This is a genomic window from Salipiger sp. ABN3_019 (genome assembly GCF_056158605.1).
Map to the genome: position 1 here is coordinate 301726 of NZ_JBSWTP010000010.1, position 16018 is coordinate 317743.

The following is a 16018-nucleotide window of genomic DNA, read 5'->3' on the forward strand; positions in this document are numbered from 1 at the left end:
TCTGGTGTGATCTGAGATCACAGTTGCAGAAGGGCTTGGTAAGAGTCAACGGGGAGTTAGGGGACATGGGGCAAATTTCAGAGAATCCGCCGCAGCAACGGCCGCGCACCTTGGCCGATCAGGTGCATGAAACGCTGTGCGAAATGCTGCTTTCGGGCCAACTCAAGCCGCGCGATCGCATTTCGCTGCGCGATCTGGCCGAGCGGCTGGACGTGTCGATGATGCCGGTGCGCGAGGCGGTAAGTCGGCTGGCCGCCAGTGGCGCGCTGCTGGTCGAGCCGAAGCGCGCGGTGCAGGTGCCGCTGATCAGTGCTGCGGAGTTCGAGGATCTGACCGAGATGCGCATGCTCACCGAAGGGCAGGCGGCGCGGCTGGCGGCAGAGCGCGCCTCGCCCGAGCAGATCGAAGAGATTCTGGCGCTGGCGGCGCGGTTCGAGGACCTGCTCGACAGCGCCTATGGCACCGCCGAGCCGGTGGCAGCCAACAAGGACCTGCATTTCGCGCTGTATCGCGCGGCGGGATCGCCGGTGCTCATGGATGTGATCCGCATGCTCTGGCTCAAGGCCGGGCCGATCATCAACTACGACATCGGGGTGAGCAGCCTGCCGCTGGAAGAGGAGATGACGCGCTCGCGCACGCACCATTCGCGCAGCCACCATCGGCAGCTGTGCGAGGCGCTGGAGGCGCGCGACGCAGAGGCGGCGGCGCTGGCGGTGACCGAAGACATCCGCGTGGCCTCGGAACTGATCCGGGCGCGCGCGGAGGAGGAATTGGAAGACAGCAGGAGGAGGTTGTTACCGTGAATTTGGAACTTGAAGGCGCGCGGGTCATCGTGACCGCGGGCGCGCAGGGCATCGGGCGGGCCATCGTCGAGGGGTTTCTGGCCGAAGGCGCGCTTGTAGCCACCTGCGACATCGACGAGGCGGCGCTTGCCGCGCTGCCGGAGGAGGTCTGGCGCCAGCGCTGTGACGTCTCGGACCCGGCGCAGATCGAGAGCTTCATGCAGGCGGCCATCGCCGAGCTTGGCGGTCTCGACGTGCTGGTCAACAACGCCGGGATCGCCGGGCCGACGGGGCCGGTGGAGGAGATCGATCCGGCGGAATGGGAGCGCTGCCTGACGGTCTGTCTCAGCTCGCAGTTCCACTGCGTGCGTCACGCGGTTCCGGCGCTGCGCGAAAGCGGCAATGCCTCGATCATCAACCTGTCGTCCATGGCCGGGCGCGTCGGCTTTGCGCTGCGCACGCCCTATGCGGCGGCGAAGTGGGGGGTGATCGGCTTTACCAAGTCGCTGTCGATCGAACTGGGCGGCAGCGGCATAAGGGCCAATGCGATCCTGCCGGGCATCGTCGCCGGTGACCGCCAGCGCCGGGTTCTGGAGGCCAAGGCGCAGCGGCTTGGCAAAAGCTTCGATGAGGTCGAGGCGGCGGCGTTTTCCTATACCTCGCTCAAGGAATACGTGGAGCCGCAGCAGATCGCCGACCAGATCCTGTTCCTCGCCAGCCCGCGCGGGCGCACCATCTCTGGGCAGGCGGTGTCGATCTGCGGCGATTGCCAGATGCTCGCGTAACGCGGGCTGCGGTTCAGCTCCGTAAGTCCAGCCCCGGCTTACCCCTGGGGCTGGGCTGCCGTATTTGCCGGGCAGGGGGCAATCGCCTCTTCGGTGCGTTCGAGCACCAGCAGGGTCATCATCCCCACTGGCGGCAGCGCCCGCCGTTCGACCAGCCGAAGCCCCGGCGTGTCCAGCACCACCGAGATGTCGAAGTCCGAGTGCCAGCCGATGCGGTCGGCGAATTTCGCCGTGCGGCGGGACAGATGCGCCAGCGGCCCCTGTTTGCGGGCGAAATGGTTCGACATGATGAGCTGGCCACCGGGTTTGAGCACCCGCACCATCTCGCGCATGACGCGCTGGGGTTCGGGCACCACCGAGATCATATGCATGGCCACCACCCGGTCGAAGCTACCGTCGGCGAACTCAAGCTCGCGCGCATCCATGCGCTGCAGGGCTGCGATATGCGGAAGCTGCATCCGGGCGACGCGGCGCTTGGCCTGCGCCAGCATCTCGGCGCTGTAATCGACGCCGGTCACCTTCATGTGGCGCGGCAGCAGCGGCAGCGAGAGCCCGGTGCCGACCCCGACCTCGAGCACCGTTGCGCCCTCGGGCCCTTCGACCCGGCGGCAGGCGGCGCGGCGCGCGGCCTGCGTGATGGCTCCGAACGTCTGATCGTAGATCGGAGCCCAGCGGGCATAGACGGTTGTGGCGGCGCGTGGATCCAAGATGCCCTCCCTGCATCACCGTCCCGAAGCGCACGGGACAGTCACGGCATAACATGGCGTTAGCCGGGGCGCGAGGCACAGGACCGCGATTTGGCAGAGGCTTGCCCGCGATCGGGTGCGGCGGCGGGCCTCGCTGGCGGCGCGGGATGCGTATTTCAGAGCGAATGTCGCCTCCTTGGGTGTCCACGCTTTACATGAAAGGGTGCCTCAAGCGGCTGTGATCCGCTGGGCGTCTCACCGCCCGTTTGCCGCCGCGCGCCCGGCGATGTTCCGCGAGCCGGATTTGACGGGCAGAGCGCCGCCGCCGGCATGGCGGCCTGACGGCAAGTCCTTGCCACATCATCGGGTTTTGGCGCGGCGGGCTTTGAAACGACCGGGTTTGACGCCTAGCTCAGCCTCAACGCCGCGGGATACCCCCGCGTCGGCAGGCAAACGGAAGGAGACTTCTATGAAACTCAAGTCGACCCTGCTCAAGTCCACTGTCATCGCAGCGCTGGTTGCGGCCCCCATGGCTCCGGTGATGGCGCAGACCGCCACGCCCGAAGCCCCCGCAGAAGCCCCGGCGCAAAGCCAGGCTCCGGTCGAGACCCCGGCACCGGCGGCTGATTTCAGCGACGAGCAGCTGACCGCCTTTGTCGATGCCGCCACGCAGGTGCAGGCGGTGCAGCAGGACTACATGATGCAGATCGAGGGCATCGAAGAGCCCGAAGGGAAGCAGAAGCTGGTCGAGGAAGCGCAGGCCGAAATGGCCGACGCGGTGAACGAGACCGACGGCATGGACGTCAACACCTACAACGAGATCGGTCAGGCGGCGCAGGCCGACCCGCAGCTCAACGAGCGCATCATGGCGATGCTGCAGGAGCGCACGCCCGCCAGCCCCGAGACAATGACTGAGTGACCCCCCTCACATACCGGTCATTGCGAGCCGTCCCTTCGGGGGCGGCTCTTTTCGTGCGGTGCAGCCGCATTTGGCTGCGCCTCACTCTAGCGGCGCGGCCTCTTCGATTTGCGTTTCGACTTGCGTTTCGATCTGCGCCTCGGGCAGCGCTTCGCTGGGCGCATCATCAGGCACAAAGACCACCCGGCCGATCTTGCGGTTCGGCCCCCAGTTGCGGTGCTTGAGCATGCCGTCGACGATGTAGAGATCCTCGATCTTATAGGCGGCGCGTGTGCCGCTCTCGTCCTGCACCTCGATGAAGGGCGTCAGCGTGTCTTCTTCGAGACGGAAAAAGCGCGGGTCGGCATGGGCCTCGAAGTCACGCATGATCATCAGCACCGTGTCGTAATCGGTGATGCGCTCGTCGACGAAATAGGCGCAGGTGGCCTCATAGCCCGCGCCGCCCGCGCCGAGGATCAGCGCCGGAACCCAGATCGCCGGGTTGGCCGCCGCCGCGGCTGCGGCCGCGCCGCCACCCTCCAGCAGCCCCGCCGCGCCGCCCGAGGCGGCCAGCTTGCCGCCCAGCAGCGTGAGCCCGCTGGTGGCATTGACCAGCGTGTAAAAGCCGCCTTCGCCTGCCGTGCCGGTCACCTGCCGGGCCGCATCGGTCGCGGCGCGCGCGGCATCGCCCACGGCGTCGCCGACCAGCCGGCTGGGCCGGTAGTCGCAGATCGCGGCGGACAGGGAGGCGGTGGAGACCAGCAGCGCCACAGTGGCGCCCATGCAGGGTCTCAGGATCTTCGGTGCGGGCATCGGAAAGCTCCCATGCAGGTGGCGGTGAAGAGGGGATGTAGCGCGGCCCCGCGCGGGGCCCAACGTGAAAGGCCGGGGCGCATTCGCCCCGGCCTGCCGTTCCATACCAAACCGGGTTGCCCCGGGTCAGCTGTCCATCTTGAGTGCGGAGATGAAGGCTTCCTGCGGGATCTCGACCTTGCCGAACTGCCGCATCTTCTTCTTACCGGCCTTCTGCTTCTCGAGCAGTTTCTTCTTCCGGGTGGCGTCACCGCCGTAGCATTTGGCGGTCACGTCCTTGCGCATCGCCGACAGGGTCTCGCGCGCGATCACCTTGCCGCCGATCGCCGCCTGGATCGGGATCTTGAACATGTGGCGCGGGATCAGCTCTTTGAGCTTCTCGCACATGGCGCGGCCGCGCATCTCGGCGCGCTCGCGGTGCACCATCATCGCCAGCGCGTCGACCGGCTCGTCGTTCACCAGGATCGACATCTTCACGAGGTTGTCCTCGCGGTAGCCGATCATGTCGTAATCGAAGGAGGCATAGCCTTTGGTCACCGATTTCAGCCGGTCGTAGAAGTCGAAGACCACCTCGTTGAGCGGCAGATCGTAGACCGTCATCGCGCGCCCGCCCACATAGGTCAGGTCGAGCTGCAGGCCGCGGCGCTCTTGGCACAGCTTCAGCACGTCGCCGAGATACTCATCGGGCACCATGATGGTGGCCTTGATGCGCGGCTCTTCGATGTGATCCACGGTCGACATGTCGGGCATGTCGGCGGGGTTGTGCAGGTCGCGGCGCTCGCCGTCCTTGGTGTAGAGGTGGTAGATCACCGACGGCGCGGTGGTGATCAGCTCGATGCCATACTCGCGCTCGAGACGGTCGCGGATCACCTCAAGGTGCAGCAGCCCGAGGAAACCGCAGCGGAAGCCGAAGCCGAGCGCCGCCGAGGTTTCCATCTCGAAGGTGAACGACGCGTCGTTCAGCGCCAGCTTCTCAATGGCGTCGCGCATGTCCTCGAAGTCATTCGCATCCACCGGGAAGAGCCCGCAGAACACCACCGGCACCGAGGGTTTGAAGCCCGGCAGCGGGTCGGCGCATTGCTTCTTCTCGTGGGTGATCGTGTCGCCGACGCGGGTGTCGCGGACCTGCTTGATCGAGGCGTTGAGATAGCCGATCTCGCCCGGGCCGAGCTCCTGCACGTTGGTCATCTTGGGGCGGTAGACGCCGACATCGTCGACATCATAGGTGCCGCCGGTCTTCATCATGCGGATGCGGTCGCCCTTCTTCAGCACGCCGTCGATGATCCGCACGATACAGATCACACCGAGATACTGGTCGTATTTGGAATCCACCAGCATCGCCTTCAGCGGCTTGTTGCGGTCGCCTTCCGTCGGGGCGGGCAGACGCTGCACGATGGCTTCCAGCACGTCGGGGATGCCGACGCCGGTCTTGGCCGAGATCAGGCAGGCGTTGGAGGCGTCGATGCCGATCACATCCTCGATCTGCTCTTTCACCCGGTCGGGTTCGGCGGCGGGCAGGTCGACCTTGTTGAGCACCGGCACGATCTCATGATCGGCGTCGATGGCGGTGTAGACATTGGCCAGCGTCTGCGCCTCGACCCCCTGCGTGGCGTCGACCACCAGCAGCGAGCCTTCGACCGCATGCATCGAGCGCGCGACTTCATAGGCGAAGTCGACGTGGCCGGGCGTGTCGATGAGGTTCAGCACATAGGTCTCGCCGTCCTGCGCCGGGTATTCGATGCGGACGGTGTTGGCCTTGATGGTGATGCCCCGCTCGCGCTCGATATCCATCGAGTCGAGCATTTGCTCCTGCATGTCGCGTTCGGCGACGGTGCCGGTGAGCTGAATCAGCCGGTCGGCCAGGGTGGATTTCCCGTGGTCGATGTGGGCAACGATGGAGAAGTTACGGATATGCGCGAGATCGGTCATGATTGGGTCGATATGTAAGGGTTTTCGCGCCCGGTCAAGCCCGCGCGCGCGGGCCTTCGCGGCGTCACGCCCCTCGCGGTGGCAACGCGCTGCTGCCCGACCGCTTCCGGCGCGCGATCGCCCGCCGTTCCAGCACCGCGCGCGCAGCGCGCCGGCACCGGCTCCCACGCGCTCTGCATGGGCGCAAACCCCCATGGCGCAAGGCTAGCCCCTTCTTCTCTTTGACAAATACGCCGGGGGTGAATTGGCCGCAGGCCAAGAGGGGGCAGCGCCCCCAGAACGGCGGCAGGACGATCGCGCTAGGGCCAATGACCGCTGCGTCCAGCAACGAATCGGTGAATTGAAAAACCCGTTCGCATGGGGCATTCTGCTGCAAAGCCTCGATGAGGAGGGCGCAAAGCCCCGGAGGCACAGGCAAGGGCAGCGAATGGGCAGGCGGATGAAGCCAATTTATCTGGTGACAATTCTCGCGTTCGTGGCGGGCTGCGGCGGCGGCTCGCGCGACTATGACGTGACGCGCTTCGCGACCGGACCGGTCAGCAAGGCGTGCATGAATTCCGACCGCAAAGCGCGCAGCCGGGCGCTCTGCGGGTGCGTGCAGGCAGCGGCGGACACCGAACTCAGCTACGGCGATCAGCGCAAGGCCGTCGGCTTCTATCGCGATCCCCATCGCGCGCAGGAAGTGCGTCAGTCCGACCGCAGCTCGGACCGCGATTTCTGGAAGCGCTACTCGGCCTTCGTCAATCGCGCCGAAAGCCTGTGCCGCGGGATTTGATCGCCCGCAGGCGCGGTGGCTGGGGCGGGGCGGGCTCATCGACCAATGCATTGCGACTTTTGACCTCAGGGCGCGGCGCTAAACGCGAGCGCCCCAGAGCGCTTTGCATGTCGCGCGACCGCACCACCCATCCCACCGGCTGCATCCCTTGGAAAGCTGCATCTGCGGCCCGACATTTGCGACAACACGCCGCTGCGCGCCTCTGTCCTCTTTAAACGTGAGGGCCCATGCGCCACCTTTGTGCGATGCAAACCGAGGTGCCTCCTATGTCCCATCTGCCGCCGGAGACCGGCATGCCGGCCAAACCCGCCGGCTCCGCCACCGCGAGCGCCGAGCGTGAGACATGGCCCGCCGTCTGGCGCGGCTTTCGTCGGCGCTGTCCGAGTTGCGGCAACGGGCCGATCCTGCGCTCCTATCTCAAGGTGCGCGATCATTGCCCCGTGTGCCGCGAGGATCTGCATCACCATCGCGCCGACGACGGCCCGGCCTATCTGACGATCCTCATCGTCGGCCATATCATGGCGCCGGCGCTGCTTTGGGTGTTCACCACGTGGCGGCCCGAGCCGCTGATCCTGATCACGATCTTCCTTATTGGCTGCATCGGGCTTTCCCTCTACCTTCTGCCGCGACTGAAGGGGGCGATCGTGGGCTTCCAATGGGCGCGCGAGATGCATGGTTTCGCGCGCGAGCCCTGAGCCCGCGCAACGACGTCCCCGCCGATAAGACCGCAGGAAGGCAGGGCAGAGGCATGAGCAGCGACAAGACAGCGATCCGCGACGCATCCACGGTGATCGTGCTGCGCGACCGGGACAGCCGTCCCAGCATCCTGATGGGCCAGCGCGGCGCGGCGGCGGCCTTCATGCCCAACAAGTTCGTGTTTCCCGGCGGCGCGGTGGACGAGGTCGACGCCGAGGTGAAGCTGGCCGGTCCGCTGCCCGCGCTCTGCGCCGCGCGGCTGGCCGAGGATGCGCCCGCGGGCCGCGCCAGCGCGCTGGCGGCGGCGGCGATCCGCGAGCTTTGGGAAGAGACCGGGCAGATCCTTGGCTGGCCGGGCAAATGGCCGGTCGCCCCGGAGGGCTGGGAGGGGTTTGCCGAGACCGGCCACCGCCCCGACGCTTCGGCGCTGCAATTCGTGTTCCGCGCGATCACCCCGCCGGGCCGTCCCCGGCGCTTCGACGCGCGCTTCTTCCTTGTCGAGGCCGAAGCGCTGCGCAGCGACCCCGATGATTTCTCTGCCGCCTCGGATGAGCTGTCGCACCTGCAATGGGTGCCGCTCGACGAGGTGCGCCGCTTCGATCTGCCGTTCATCACCGAGGTGGTGCTGGCCGAGGTTGCCGCCCGCGTCGAAGACCGCAAGCCGCCGCGCTCGGTGCCGTTCTTCCGCAATGATGATGAGGAAAGCCTCTTCCTGCGCCTGCGGGGCCGCGCGCCGGACCAGCCCGAAAGCGACCGCCCGCGCCGTCAGCTGCGTATCAGAAGGTAATAGCCCGCGAAAAGCAGCGCCGCGAGCAGGGCGAGGTTGAACATCAGCCCGCCCAGAACGCCCAACTGCCAGTAGCGGCGGCGGGCCTTGGCGTCGATGCCTTCAAGATGGGCGGCGACGCGGGTTTCGGCCCGGCGCAGCGCCTGCATATCGATCTGTTTGGCGAGCTTGGGGTGGCCGGTCATGCCCTGCGCCGCGCGCAGCTGTGCCAGATCGCGCCGTGCCCACCGCGGCAGGCGATGCGCCGCGCGCCTCGCGCGCTTCTCGAAACTGCCCTTGCCGAGCCCGAGGCGGCTTTCGAAGAGCGGCATCAGCCGTGCGCCGATTTGAAGGTCCTGATCCATAGGCGCACAGTCAGGGATTTGTCGGGGCCGCGCAACGTCCTTCGAAGGAAGTTGCAAATCTCTTCGAAGAGATTTGGCCGCGCGGCCCCAGCGCTTTTGGCCTTTTCCCACCCGCGCCCGCGGCTTAGACAGGGCGCATGCTGAACATGATCCGCCACGGCTCCGCCACCGATCTTCCGCCGCTCGTCATCGTGCATGGGCTCTTTGGCTCCGCCCGCAACTGGGGCGTGATCGCCAAGCGGCTGTCGGACCGGCGTGAGGTGATCGCGGTGGACCAGCGCAACCACGGCGACAGCCCGCGCAGCGAGAGCCACAGCTATCCCGACATGGCCGCCGACATCGCCGAGGTGATCGAGAGCCTTGGCGGCACGGCCGACGTTCTGGGCCATTCCATGGGCGGCAAGGCGGTCATGGTGCTGGCGCTGACCCGCCCGGATCTGGTGAACAGGGCCATTCTCGCCGACATCGCGCCGGTGACCTATACGCACAGCCAGATGGAAAACATCGAGGCCATGCGCGCCGTGGATCTGACGCAGGTCGAGAAGCGGTCCGAGGCGAACGACCAACTGGCCGCGCATATCTCCGATCCGACGCTGCGCAGTTTCTTCACCCAGTCGCTCGACCTGCAGAACAAAGGCTGGAAGCTGAACCTCGACGTGCTGGCGGCGGAAATGCCGAAGATCATCGGGTTTCCGCAGATCGACGGGCAGTTCGACGGGCCTGCGCTGTTCTTGTCGGGGGCGAACTCGGACTATGTGCAGGCCGAGCACAGGCCGCGGATCAAAGAGCTGTTTCCGAATGCGAAATTCGCGAAACTACCGGGCTGCGGTCATTGGTTGCACGCCGAGAAGCCGCGCGAGTTCGAAGCGGCGGTGCGGGCTTTCCTCGATCTGACCGCCTGAAAACCGCCTGAGTTCTGATCGCCCGAGGCTGGGCCCTCTGCCGGTTTTGCGGGCGCTGAGGGTGGGCAATTCGAATTTCCCAAATCGGCGCATTCCCGTTCCGAAAAATCCCTGTCTTTCCCTTGCTCCGGGGAGGGCAGAGCGGCTTGTAGTTTCCGAAAGCCTTATGTTCGGAAAGGAAAGCCCCTATGCGCGCGCAGCCCTCAGTCGCCTTCGAGCAGGTGCAGCCTGCCGTCGAGCCAGGGCAGTTGGCGCAGCGCGGGGCTGATCACCAGATCCGAGACCAACTGGCGCATGGTGCGCGCCACGTCGCGTGGCACACGGTCGGCCCAATCGGCGGCGGAGAAAAGCGAAATGGTGCGCGAGAAGGGCTTGATGGGCAGCGGATGCGCCTCGATCCGGTCGTGCACCCGCGCCGCGCGCATGAAGCCGAGCGGCGTGGTGATGCCCCAGCCCACGCCGCGCGCCACCAGCGTCATCAGCGACAGATGGGCGCCGATCTCGAACCGCTCGGGGAAGTCGAGCTTGAGCCGCGACAGATGCGTTTCGATCTGCCGTCCGATCAACTGGTCGCGGTCGTAGCGCAGCAGCGGCAGCGCCGACATGAGCGCCTCGGTGCCGCCCGCCTCGCGCGCCTTGCCGCGCGGCGCCACCAGCACGAAGGGATCGCGCACAAGCGGGTATTCGATCACCCCCTGCGCCGCCGTGCCGGGGCTGGCAGCGATGGCGATATGCAGGTGGCGATCGGTCATCGCCTGCATGATCTCATGACTTGGCGCGGTCACCAGCTTGAAGCGGCAGCGGGTCATGTTCTCGGCGAGGATGGTGACCAGTTGCGGCGTCAGATCATTGTCGAAATCGTCGATGACGCCGAGGTTGAGCTGCGACAGATGGGTCAGATCCATCACCGTCAGCTCGTTCTGCGCCAGCCGCAACTGGCCCAGCACCGCCTGCGTGCGCATCAGGAACGAGCGTCCCGCCGGGGTCAGTTGCATCGGCCGGCGACCGTGATCGACGAGATCGGCACCAAGCGCGGTTTCGAGATTGCGCAACTGCTGGCTCACCGCGGGCTGGCTGAGCCCGGTGCGTTCGGCCGCCTGCGCCACCGAGCCGCTGGCGGCCAGCGCCTCGAACACCTCCAGCCCGCGCAGGGTGATCCCCTTCATCAGCATCGGTTCGTCCCTCATCCGCTGTGGCGCCGCCGTGCCGGTTCCCGACTGCGCCATGGCTTGGTCCGGGCGGGGCCCGGGCTCGGCTCGACCCTCGCACAGATTTACAAAATCCGAAACTCCCAAGCGACAGGCCAGTGTTTTCTCCCATGTCCGTAACCTATCTCAAATCCGCTCCCGGCCTGCCTCCGCGCTCTGCCGCCGATACCGCCGACATCGTACAGATCATGCTGGCGCGGCTGCGCAGCGAAGGTGCCGAGGCGGCGCGCGACTACGCCGCGCGGCTGGACGGCTGGCAGGGTGACATCCTCGTGCCCGCCGCGCGGCTGGCCGAGGCGCAGCGGGCGCTGCCGGTCTCGCTGCTGGAAGATATCTCCTACGCGCACGCCAACATCCGCGCTTTTGCGCAGGCGCAGCGCGCCTCGGTGCAGGAGTTCGAGGTTGAACTGCGCCCCGGCCTGCGCGCCGGGCAAAGGCTTATCCCGGTGGGCTGTGCCGGCTGCTACGTGCCGGGCGGGCGCTACGCGCATATCGCTTCGGCGCTGATGACCGTGACCACCGCGCGGGCCGCCGGGGTCGAGACGGTCATCGCCTGCTCGGCGCCGGGCCCGGAGGGTATCCATCCGGCGATCCTGCACGCGCTGCATGTGGCGGGGGTGGACGAGGTGCTGACGCTTGGCGGGGTGCAGGGCATCGCCGCGATGGCCTTCGGCCTCTTCGGTCAGCCCGAGGCGGATATCCTTGCGGGGCCGGGCAATCAGTTCGTCGCAGAGGCCAAGCGGCAGCTGTTCGGGCCGGTGGGGATCGACATGGTCGCGGGGCCCACCGACGTGATGATCCTTGCCAATTCCTCCGCCGATCCGGACCTGGTCGCGCTCGATCTTTTGGGGCAGGCCGAGCATGGGGGCAATTCGCCGGTCTGGCTGGCCACCGATCACCGCCCGCTGGCCGAAGCGGTGATCGAGCGCCTGCCGCGCCTTGCGCAGACGCTGCCCGACCCCAACCGGAGCGCCGCGCGCGAGGCCTGGGCGCAGCTTGGCGAGGTGATGCTGGTGCCCGGCCGTGAGGAACTGGCGGCGCTGGCGGATCACTATGCGCCCGAGCATCTGCATGTGCAGGCCCGCGACCTGCCGTGGTGGCGCGCGCGGCTGCGCGCCTATGGCTCGCTGTTTCTGGGCGCTCAGACCACGGTTGCCTTCGGCGACAAGGCGGCAGGGCCAAACCATGTGCTGCCCACGGGCCGCGCGGCGCGGCACACGGGCGGGCTGTCGGTGCATAAGTTCCTCAAATGCGTGACATGGCAGGAAGCGGACCCGCAGGCGCTGCCCGATCTCGCCCGCGCCAGCGCCGGGATTTCCCGCGCCGAAGGGATGGAGGGCCATGCCCGCAGCGCCGAGGCGCGGCTCGCGCCGGCCCCGCTGCGCGCGGTCGGATGAGGGTGCGGCGCAGATAAACTGCGCTGGTCACGGCCCTGTGATGCTCCTCCAAGGGTTTGATATATAGCGCATTTCTGACATCGCTTTGTCCGACCCGCACAAACCCGCGAAAATTTCTTCTCTCGCAGCGACGGGACCGTTCCGGCGCTGCGTAAAAGCTTGTGATCGGCAGGCACTGAGGCCTCCGGCGAAAGTAGCGATGAATGAGGAGATCGCAGCGATGACACGCATGAACAAACTGATGACCGGTGCCGCCCTTGTGGTTCTGGGCACGGCGAGCCTTGCCTTTGCTGCAACCGACGCCAAGCCGATGGGCCCCCGTGGCGATCGCCCGGCGCCCATGACGCAGATGTTCGAGACCTTCGACACCGATGGCAACGGCAGCATCAGCCGCGACGAATTCGCGGCCAACGGCCCGGCGGCGGGTTTTGCCGACGCCTATGCGGTGGCGGATGCCGATGGCAACGGTGAATTGGAAGGCGACGAGTTGATCGCCTTTGCCGATGCCCGCAAGGCGGCGCGCGAAGCGCAGCAGCTGGAGATGCGCAAGGCGCGCATGGAGCAGCGTATGCTCGAGCGGTTCGATGCCGATGAAGACGGCAAACTGACGCTCGAAGAGATGCAGGCGCAGGGGCCGATGGGCTTCTTCGACCGCTTCGATGCAGATGAGAACGGCGAAGTCAGTCAGGACGAACTGGCACAGGCCGGCCCGATGCGTCAGGGCCCCGGCGGCGAAGGCCCGCGCGGCGGCAAAGACCGGATGATGCGCCATGACGGCGGTCAGGGTGGCCAGTTCCGCGGCGAGCAAGGCCATGGCGGCCACGGTGGCCACGGCGGTCAGAAGGGCATGGGCTTCAAGCGCGGCCCGCAGGACGGCGGCGGCCCGCGTGGCGGCGAAGGTCCGCGCGGCGGCGGCATGCACGACTTCTGGCAGTACTGAACGGAACCGGGCGGGCCGCGCGTTGCGGCCCCCCGGCCATTGCGTGGCCCGGCGCTTCGGGCTAGCGCAGAGGAATGGACCGGATGCCCTTTGATGCCATGAGCGAAGCAAGCGACGAGGCGTTGCTGGCGGCCTATGCCGCCGGTGATCAGACCGCGGCACGGGCGCTGGTTCAGCGCCTTGCGCCGCGCGCCTTTGGCCATGCCGTCCGGATGCTGGGCGACCGGGCCGAGGCGGAAGATGTGGCGCAGGACGCCCTGTTGCGGCTGTGGCGCGCCGCGCCGGGCTGGCGCGACGGCGAAGCGAAGGTCTCGACATGGCTCTACCGGGTCGTGTCCAATCTTTGCATCGACCGGATTCGTCGCCGCCGCGGCGGAACGGTGGATCTGGACGAGATCGCCGAACCTGCCGATCCGGCCCCCGGGGCCGAGGCGGCGCTGCAGGGCCGCGCCCGCGAAGGCGCCCTGCAAGAAGCGCTGGACGCGCTGCCCGAGCGGCAGCGGCAGGCGGTGGTCTTGCGGCATCTCGAGGGGCTTTCGAACCCCGAGATCGCCGGGATCATGGAGATTGGCGTGCGCGCGGTGGAAAGCCTGACCGCGCGTGGCCGCAAGGCGCTCGAGGGTCTGCTGGCCGGAAAGCGCGCAGAGCTGGGGTACGACGATGACTGACGAGCGCAGGATTGAAGAAGGGGATCTCGGCCCCCTGTTCGAGGCGGAACGGCGCGACGCCGCGCTGCCCTCGGGGGACTGGATGGCGCGTATGGAGGCGCTGGCGCTCGCCGAGCAGCCCGCCCCGCGCCCGGCTGACGTGCCCCGTGCCGCCGCGTCTCGTGGCGGCGGCTGGCGCGCCGCGCTGCGCGCCTTCGGAGGTTGGCCCGCGATGGCCGGGCTCGCGGCGGCCTGCGCTGCAGGTGTGTGGATCGGTGTTGTCTCGCCCGATGCGATGTCGACGCTGATCTCTTACGACACCAGCAGCACACTCTCGGCGCTCGACCCGTCGAGCGGCTTTGACTACGCGATGTTGGGACTTTGAGAATGGCATCTGAAACACCGAAACCGGCGAGCTCGCAGGCTGGCGGCAGCAATGGGCGCTCGCCGCGCTGGATGCGCTGGCTGCTGCTCGGCTCGCTGGCGCTAAACCTCGCGGTCGTGGGGATCGTCGCGGGCGGCGTGCTGCGTCACGGCGGGCCCGATCGCAACGGGCCGCCGCGCGGCCGTGACTTTATCGCGCCCTATACCTCGGCTTTCTCCGACTCGCAGCGCCGCGAATTGGGGCGCGAGCTTTTCGCCTCCTTCGAGCGCAAGCGCGGCGACGCACGACCTCCGGCACCGTTCCGCGCCTATCGCGAGACGTTGGAACTGCTGCGCGCTGAGCCCTTTGACCGGGCGGGGTTCGAGCAGGTGTTGAGCGCCCAAGATGCGCGGGCTGCGGAGCGGCAAAAGATGGGCCAGCAGGTGCTGGTGGACTATGTCTCGGGGCTGTCGCCCGACGAGCGGGCTGCCTATGCCAATCGGCTTGAAATGAAGCTCGACGAGTTGGCGAAACGCCTGCCTCCGAAAAAGCGCGACTGAGCGCGCGCCGGACGGAAAGTTCTGTCCGGCATAGACGCTTGGTCAGCGCCGCAGGGCGCGCGGCGCGTCCTGCAGGCTGGGAGGCGCGAGCGCCGTTCTGCCCAGATGCACCTGATTGCGCCCGGCGTGTTTGGCGCGGTAGAGCGCTTGGTCCGCCCGCTTTAGCGCCTCCTCCGCGGTGTCCGGCCCGTAGCTGAGGGCCAGTCCGATGCTGATGGTGACCTGCGGCGCGCAAAGCGGCTGTGTCGCGACCCGCCTGCACAGCTGCTCTGCCGTGGCAAGCGCTTGCGCGGCATCGGTGTTCGGCAGCGCGATGAGGAATTCCTCGCCCCCGAAACGCGCCACGAGGTCGGCGCTTCGCAGGTCGCGCGCCAGCGTTCGCGCCGTGGCCGCGAGCACCTGATCGCCCACCGGGTGCCCGCAGCGGTCGTTCACCGTTTTGAAATGGTCGAGGTCCGCAAGAAGGATCGCCAGTGGCTCGGCCTGTTGCTGCGCCTGTTCCAGCATCCGTGCCAGATGCGGCAGAGCATAGCGGCGATTGTGAAGCCCGGTGAGCGGATCGGTGACCGCGGCGCGCAGCCCTTTGCGCAGCGCCTTTCGGTGGCTTTGGACCCGCCGCGCCCGACTGATGAGACGGGGCAGACGCAGGGCCAGTTCCAACGGATCGAGCCCGCCCGCCATCACATCGTCGGCCCCGAGGTCGAGCGCCTTGGCCGTGATCTCCGGCTGGCCGGGGCCGGTGACATAGACAATGCAAGGCGGATGTCCGCGCCGCTGCATGCGCAACTGCGACAGGAGCGCGAGCCCGCTGCCAGCGCCGCACCCGGTGTCGACGAGAATGATCGCCTCTGACGCAGGCGTACGCGCCGCCAAGAGCCGCGCGGGCTCGGCGGTGCGCAGCTGCGCGTCGAGCGCGATACGAAGCTGCGCCGCGGTCGCATCGAGGGCCGGGTCGGCTGTGAGCGGAAGCAGCGTGATCTTGGGCGGCCTGCTGAACCCTTGCGGCGCTTCGGCGAGACCCAAGGCACGCTGGGTGTCGTCGCGCATCCGCATTTCGTCGCGCGTGCGGGCATGGCTCAGCAAATTGCGCAGCCGGGCCAGCAGCACCTCGCCATCGCTGCGGGCAATGACATCATCCGCGCCGACAGCGAGTAGCGCCAGCCGTTCCTCTGGGCGGTCCTCGTCGGAGCGCAGCACAAGCGGCGTATCGCGATGACCGCCAAGCGCCCTGAGCCGGGTGCAGAAGGTGGTGCCGCACATATCTGGCAGCATGCTGCCCGCAATCACCAGATCAGGCGGCGTCGCGGCGGCGAGCCGCAGCGCTTCGGCGCCGCTCTCGGCGGTGGTGACCGTATAGAAAGCCGAAGCCAGCTTGGCCCGCAGCAGGATGCGCTGCTCGGCGGTGGCCTCGGCGATGAGGATCCGTCCTGTCATCTCGTCCAATCGTTCTCCTGCCGCGGCGCGGCGCCCTTCGCGCTAATGCCCGCCCGCGGCCTCCTCCAGCC

18 protein-coding genes are annotated in these 16018 nt (G+C 67.5%); 12 read left to right on the top strand and 6 right to left on the bottom strand.

The annotated features are described in order from the left end of the window. The first annotated feature begins 65 nt into the window (after positions 1–65). Positions 66–803, top strand: coding sequence for a GntR family transcriptional regulator (locus ACXAD2_RS23425; protein ID WP_475175754.1), 738 nt, complete (start codon positions 66–68; stop codon positions 801–803). Further along, on the top strand, positions 800–1567 hold the full coding sequence (locus ACXAD2_RS23430) for an SDR family oxidoreductase (RefSeq protein ID WP_224906159.1): 768 nt from the start codon (positions 800–802) through the stop codon (positions 1565–1567). The genes ACXAD2_RS23425 and ACXAD2_RS23430 overlap by 4 nt, the downstream gene beginning before the upstream one ends. Positions 1568–1605: 38 nt before the next feature. On the opposite strand, the gene ACXAD2_RS23435 is transcribed toward ACXAD2_RS23430, so the two are convergent. Continuing rightward, on the bottom strand, positions 1606–2274 hold the full coding sequence (locus tag ACXAD2_RS23435) for a class I SAM-dependent methyltransferase (RefSeq protein ID WP_475175758.1): 669 nt from the start codon (positions 2272–2274) through the stop codon (positions 1606–1608). Positions 2275–2722: 448 nt separating this feature from the next. Between ACXAD2_RS23435 and ACXAD2_RS23440 the strand changes: the two genes are divergently transcribed. Continuing rightward, entirely contained in the window at positions 2723–3172 is a 450-nt protein-coding gene (locus ACXAD2_RS23440; RefSeq protein WP_475175762.1) for a DUF4168 domain-containing protein, read from the top strand. Between the two features lie 81 nt (positions 3173–3253). Here ACXAD2_RS23440 and ACXAD2_RS23445 read toward each other — a convergent pair whose 3' ends face one another. Together ACXAD2_RS23445 and lepA are read right to left on the bottom strand one after the other, a co-directional pair. Continuing rightward, the gene (locus ACXAD2_RS23445; protein ID WP_475175768.1) at positions 3254–3964 is read right to left on the bottom strand and encodes a hypothetical protein; all 711 of its coding nucleotides are present in this window, start codon (positions 3962–3964) and stop codon (positions 3254–3256) included. Between the two features lie 126 nt (positions 3965–4090). After that, positions 4091–5893: a translation elongation factor 4 gene (gene lepA / locus ACXAD2_RS23450; RefSeq protein ID WP_066107849.1), complete on the bottom strand. Its 1803-nt coding sequence runs from the start codon at positions 5891–5893 to the stop codon at positions 4091–4093. A gap of 340 nt (positions 5894–6233) precedes the next feature. On the opposite strand from lepA, the gene ACXAD2_RS23455 reads away from it, so the two are divergent. The 3 genes from ACXAD2_RS23455 (at position 6234) to ACXAD2_RS23465 (ending at position 8151) form a co-directional block, all read left to right on the top strand. Beyond that, complete coding sequence (locus tag ACXAD2_RS23455) at positions 6234–6668, top strand: hypothetical protein (protein WP_475175774.1); 435 nt, start codon at positions 6234–6236, stop codon at positions 6666–6668. 266 nt (positions 6669–6934) lie between these two features. Then, the gene (locus ACXAD2_RS23460; protein WP_475175777.1) at positions 6935–7363 is read left to right on the top strand and encodes a DUF983 domain-containing protein; all 429 of its coding nucleotides are present in this window, start codon (positions 6935–6937) and stop codon (positions 7361–7363) included. A 53-nt stretch (positions 7364–7416) separates the two neighbouring features. Continuing rightward, positions 7417–8151 carry an NUDIX hydrolase gene (locus tag ACXAD2_RS23465; protein ID WP_475175782.1) on the top strand — a complete coding sequence of 245 codons (735 nt, stop codon included), beginning with the start codon at positions 7417–7419 and terminating at the stop codon, positions 8149–8151. Here the strand turns inward: ACXAD2_RS23465 and ACXAD2_RS23470 are convergent. Further along, positions 8130–8495 (bottom strand): hypothetical protein, encoded by a 366-nt coding sequence (locus ACXAD2_RS23470; protein WP_475175786.1) that lies wholly within the window; start codon positions 8493–8495, stop codon positions 8130–8132. The two genes, ACXAD2_RS23465 and ACXAD2_RS23470, sit on opposite strands and share 22 nt — an antisense overlap. Before the next feature lie 137 nt (positions 8496–8632). Here ACXAD2_RS23470 and ACXAD2_RS23475 point away from each other — a divergent pair, with 137 nt between their 5' ends. Continuing rightward, positions 8633–9397 (top strand): alpha/beta fold hydrolase, encoded by a 765-nt coding sequence (locus tag ACXAD2_RS23475; RefSeq protein WP_475175790.1) that lies wholly within the window; start codon positions 8633–8635, stop codon positions 9395–9397. A gap of 203 nt (positions 9398–9600) precedes the next feature. On the opposite strand, the gene ACXAD2_RS23480 is transcribed toward ACXAD2_RS23475, so the two are convergent. Further along, entirely contained in the window at positions 9601–10569 is a 969-nt protein-coding gene (locus tag ACXAD2_RS23480; protein WP_475178374.1) for a LysR family transcriptional regulator, read from the bottom strand. 146 nt (positions 10570–10715) lie between these two features. Between ACXAD2_RS23480 and hisD the strand changes: the two genes are divergently transcribed. From hisD to ACXAD2_RS23505, 5 genes are all read left to right on the top strand, one after another. Further along, positions 10716–12002 (top strand): histidinol dehydrogenase, encoded by a 1287-nt coding sequence (gene hisD, locus ACXAD2_RS23485; RefSeq protein ID WP_475175792.1) that lies wholly within the window; start codon positions 10716–10718, stop codon positions 12000–12002. 220 nt (positions 12003–12222) lie between these two features. Continuing rightward, positions 12223–12942, top strand: a complete 720-nt coding sequence (locus ACXAD2_RS23490; protein ID WP_475175795.1) for an EF-hand domain-containing protein — start codon at positions 12223–12225, stop codon at positions 12940–12942. Positions 12943–13025: 83 nt separating this feature from the next. Continuing rightward, positions 13026–13610: an RNA polymerase sigma factor gene (locus tag ACXAD2_RS23495; RefSeq protein WP_475175800.1), complete on the top strand. Its 585-nt coding sequence runs from the start codon at positions 13026–13028 to the stop codon at positions 13608–13610. Then, positions 13603–13974 (top strand): hypothetical protein, encoded by a 372-nt coding sequence (locus ACXAD2_RS23500; RefSeq protein WP_475175803.1) that lies wholly within the window; start codon positions 13603–13605, stop codon positions 13972–13974. Before ACXAD2_RS23495 ends, ACXAD2_RS23500 begins: the two co-directional genes overlap by 8 nt. A gap of 2 nt (positions 13975–13976) precedes the next feature. Continuing rightward, positions 13977–14513 (top strand): periplasmic heavy metal sensor, encoded by a 537-nt coding sequence (locus tag ACXAD2_RS23505; protein ID WP_475175806.1) that lies wholly within the window; start codon positions 13977–13979, stop codon positions 14511–14513. A gap of 42 nt (positions 14514–14555) precedes the next feature. Here the strand turns inward: ACXAD2_RS23505 and ACXAD2_RS23510 are convergent, their stop codons facing one another. Then, entirely contained in the window at positions 14556–15947 is a 1392-nt protein-coding gene (locus tag ACXAD2_RS23510; protein WP_475178377.1) for a diguanylate cyclase, read from the bottom strand. Between the last annotated feature and the right edge of the window lie 71 nt (positions 15948–16018).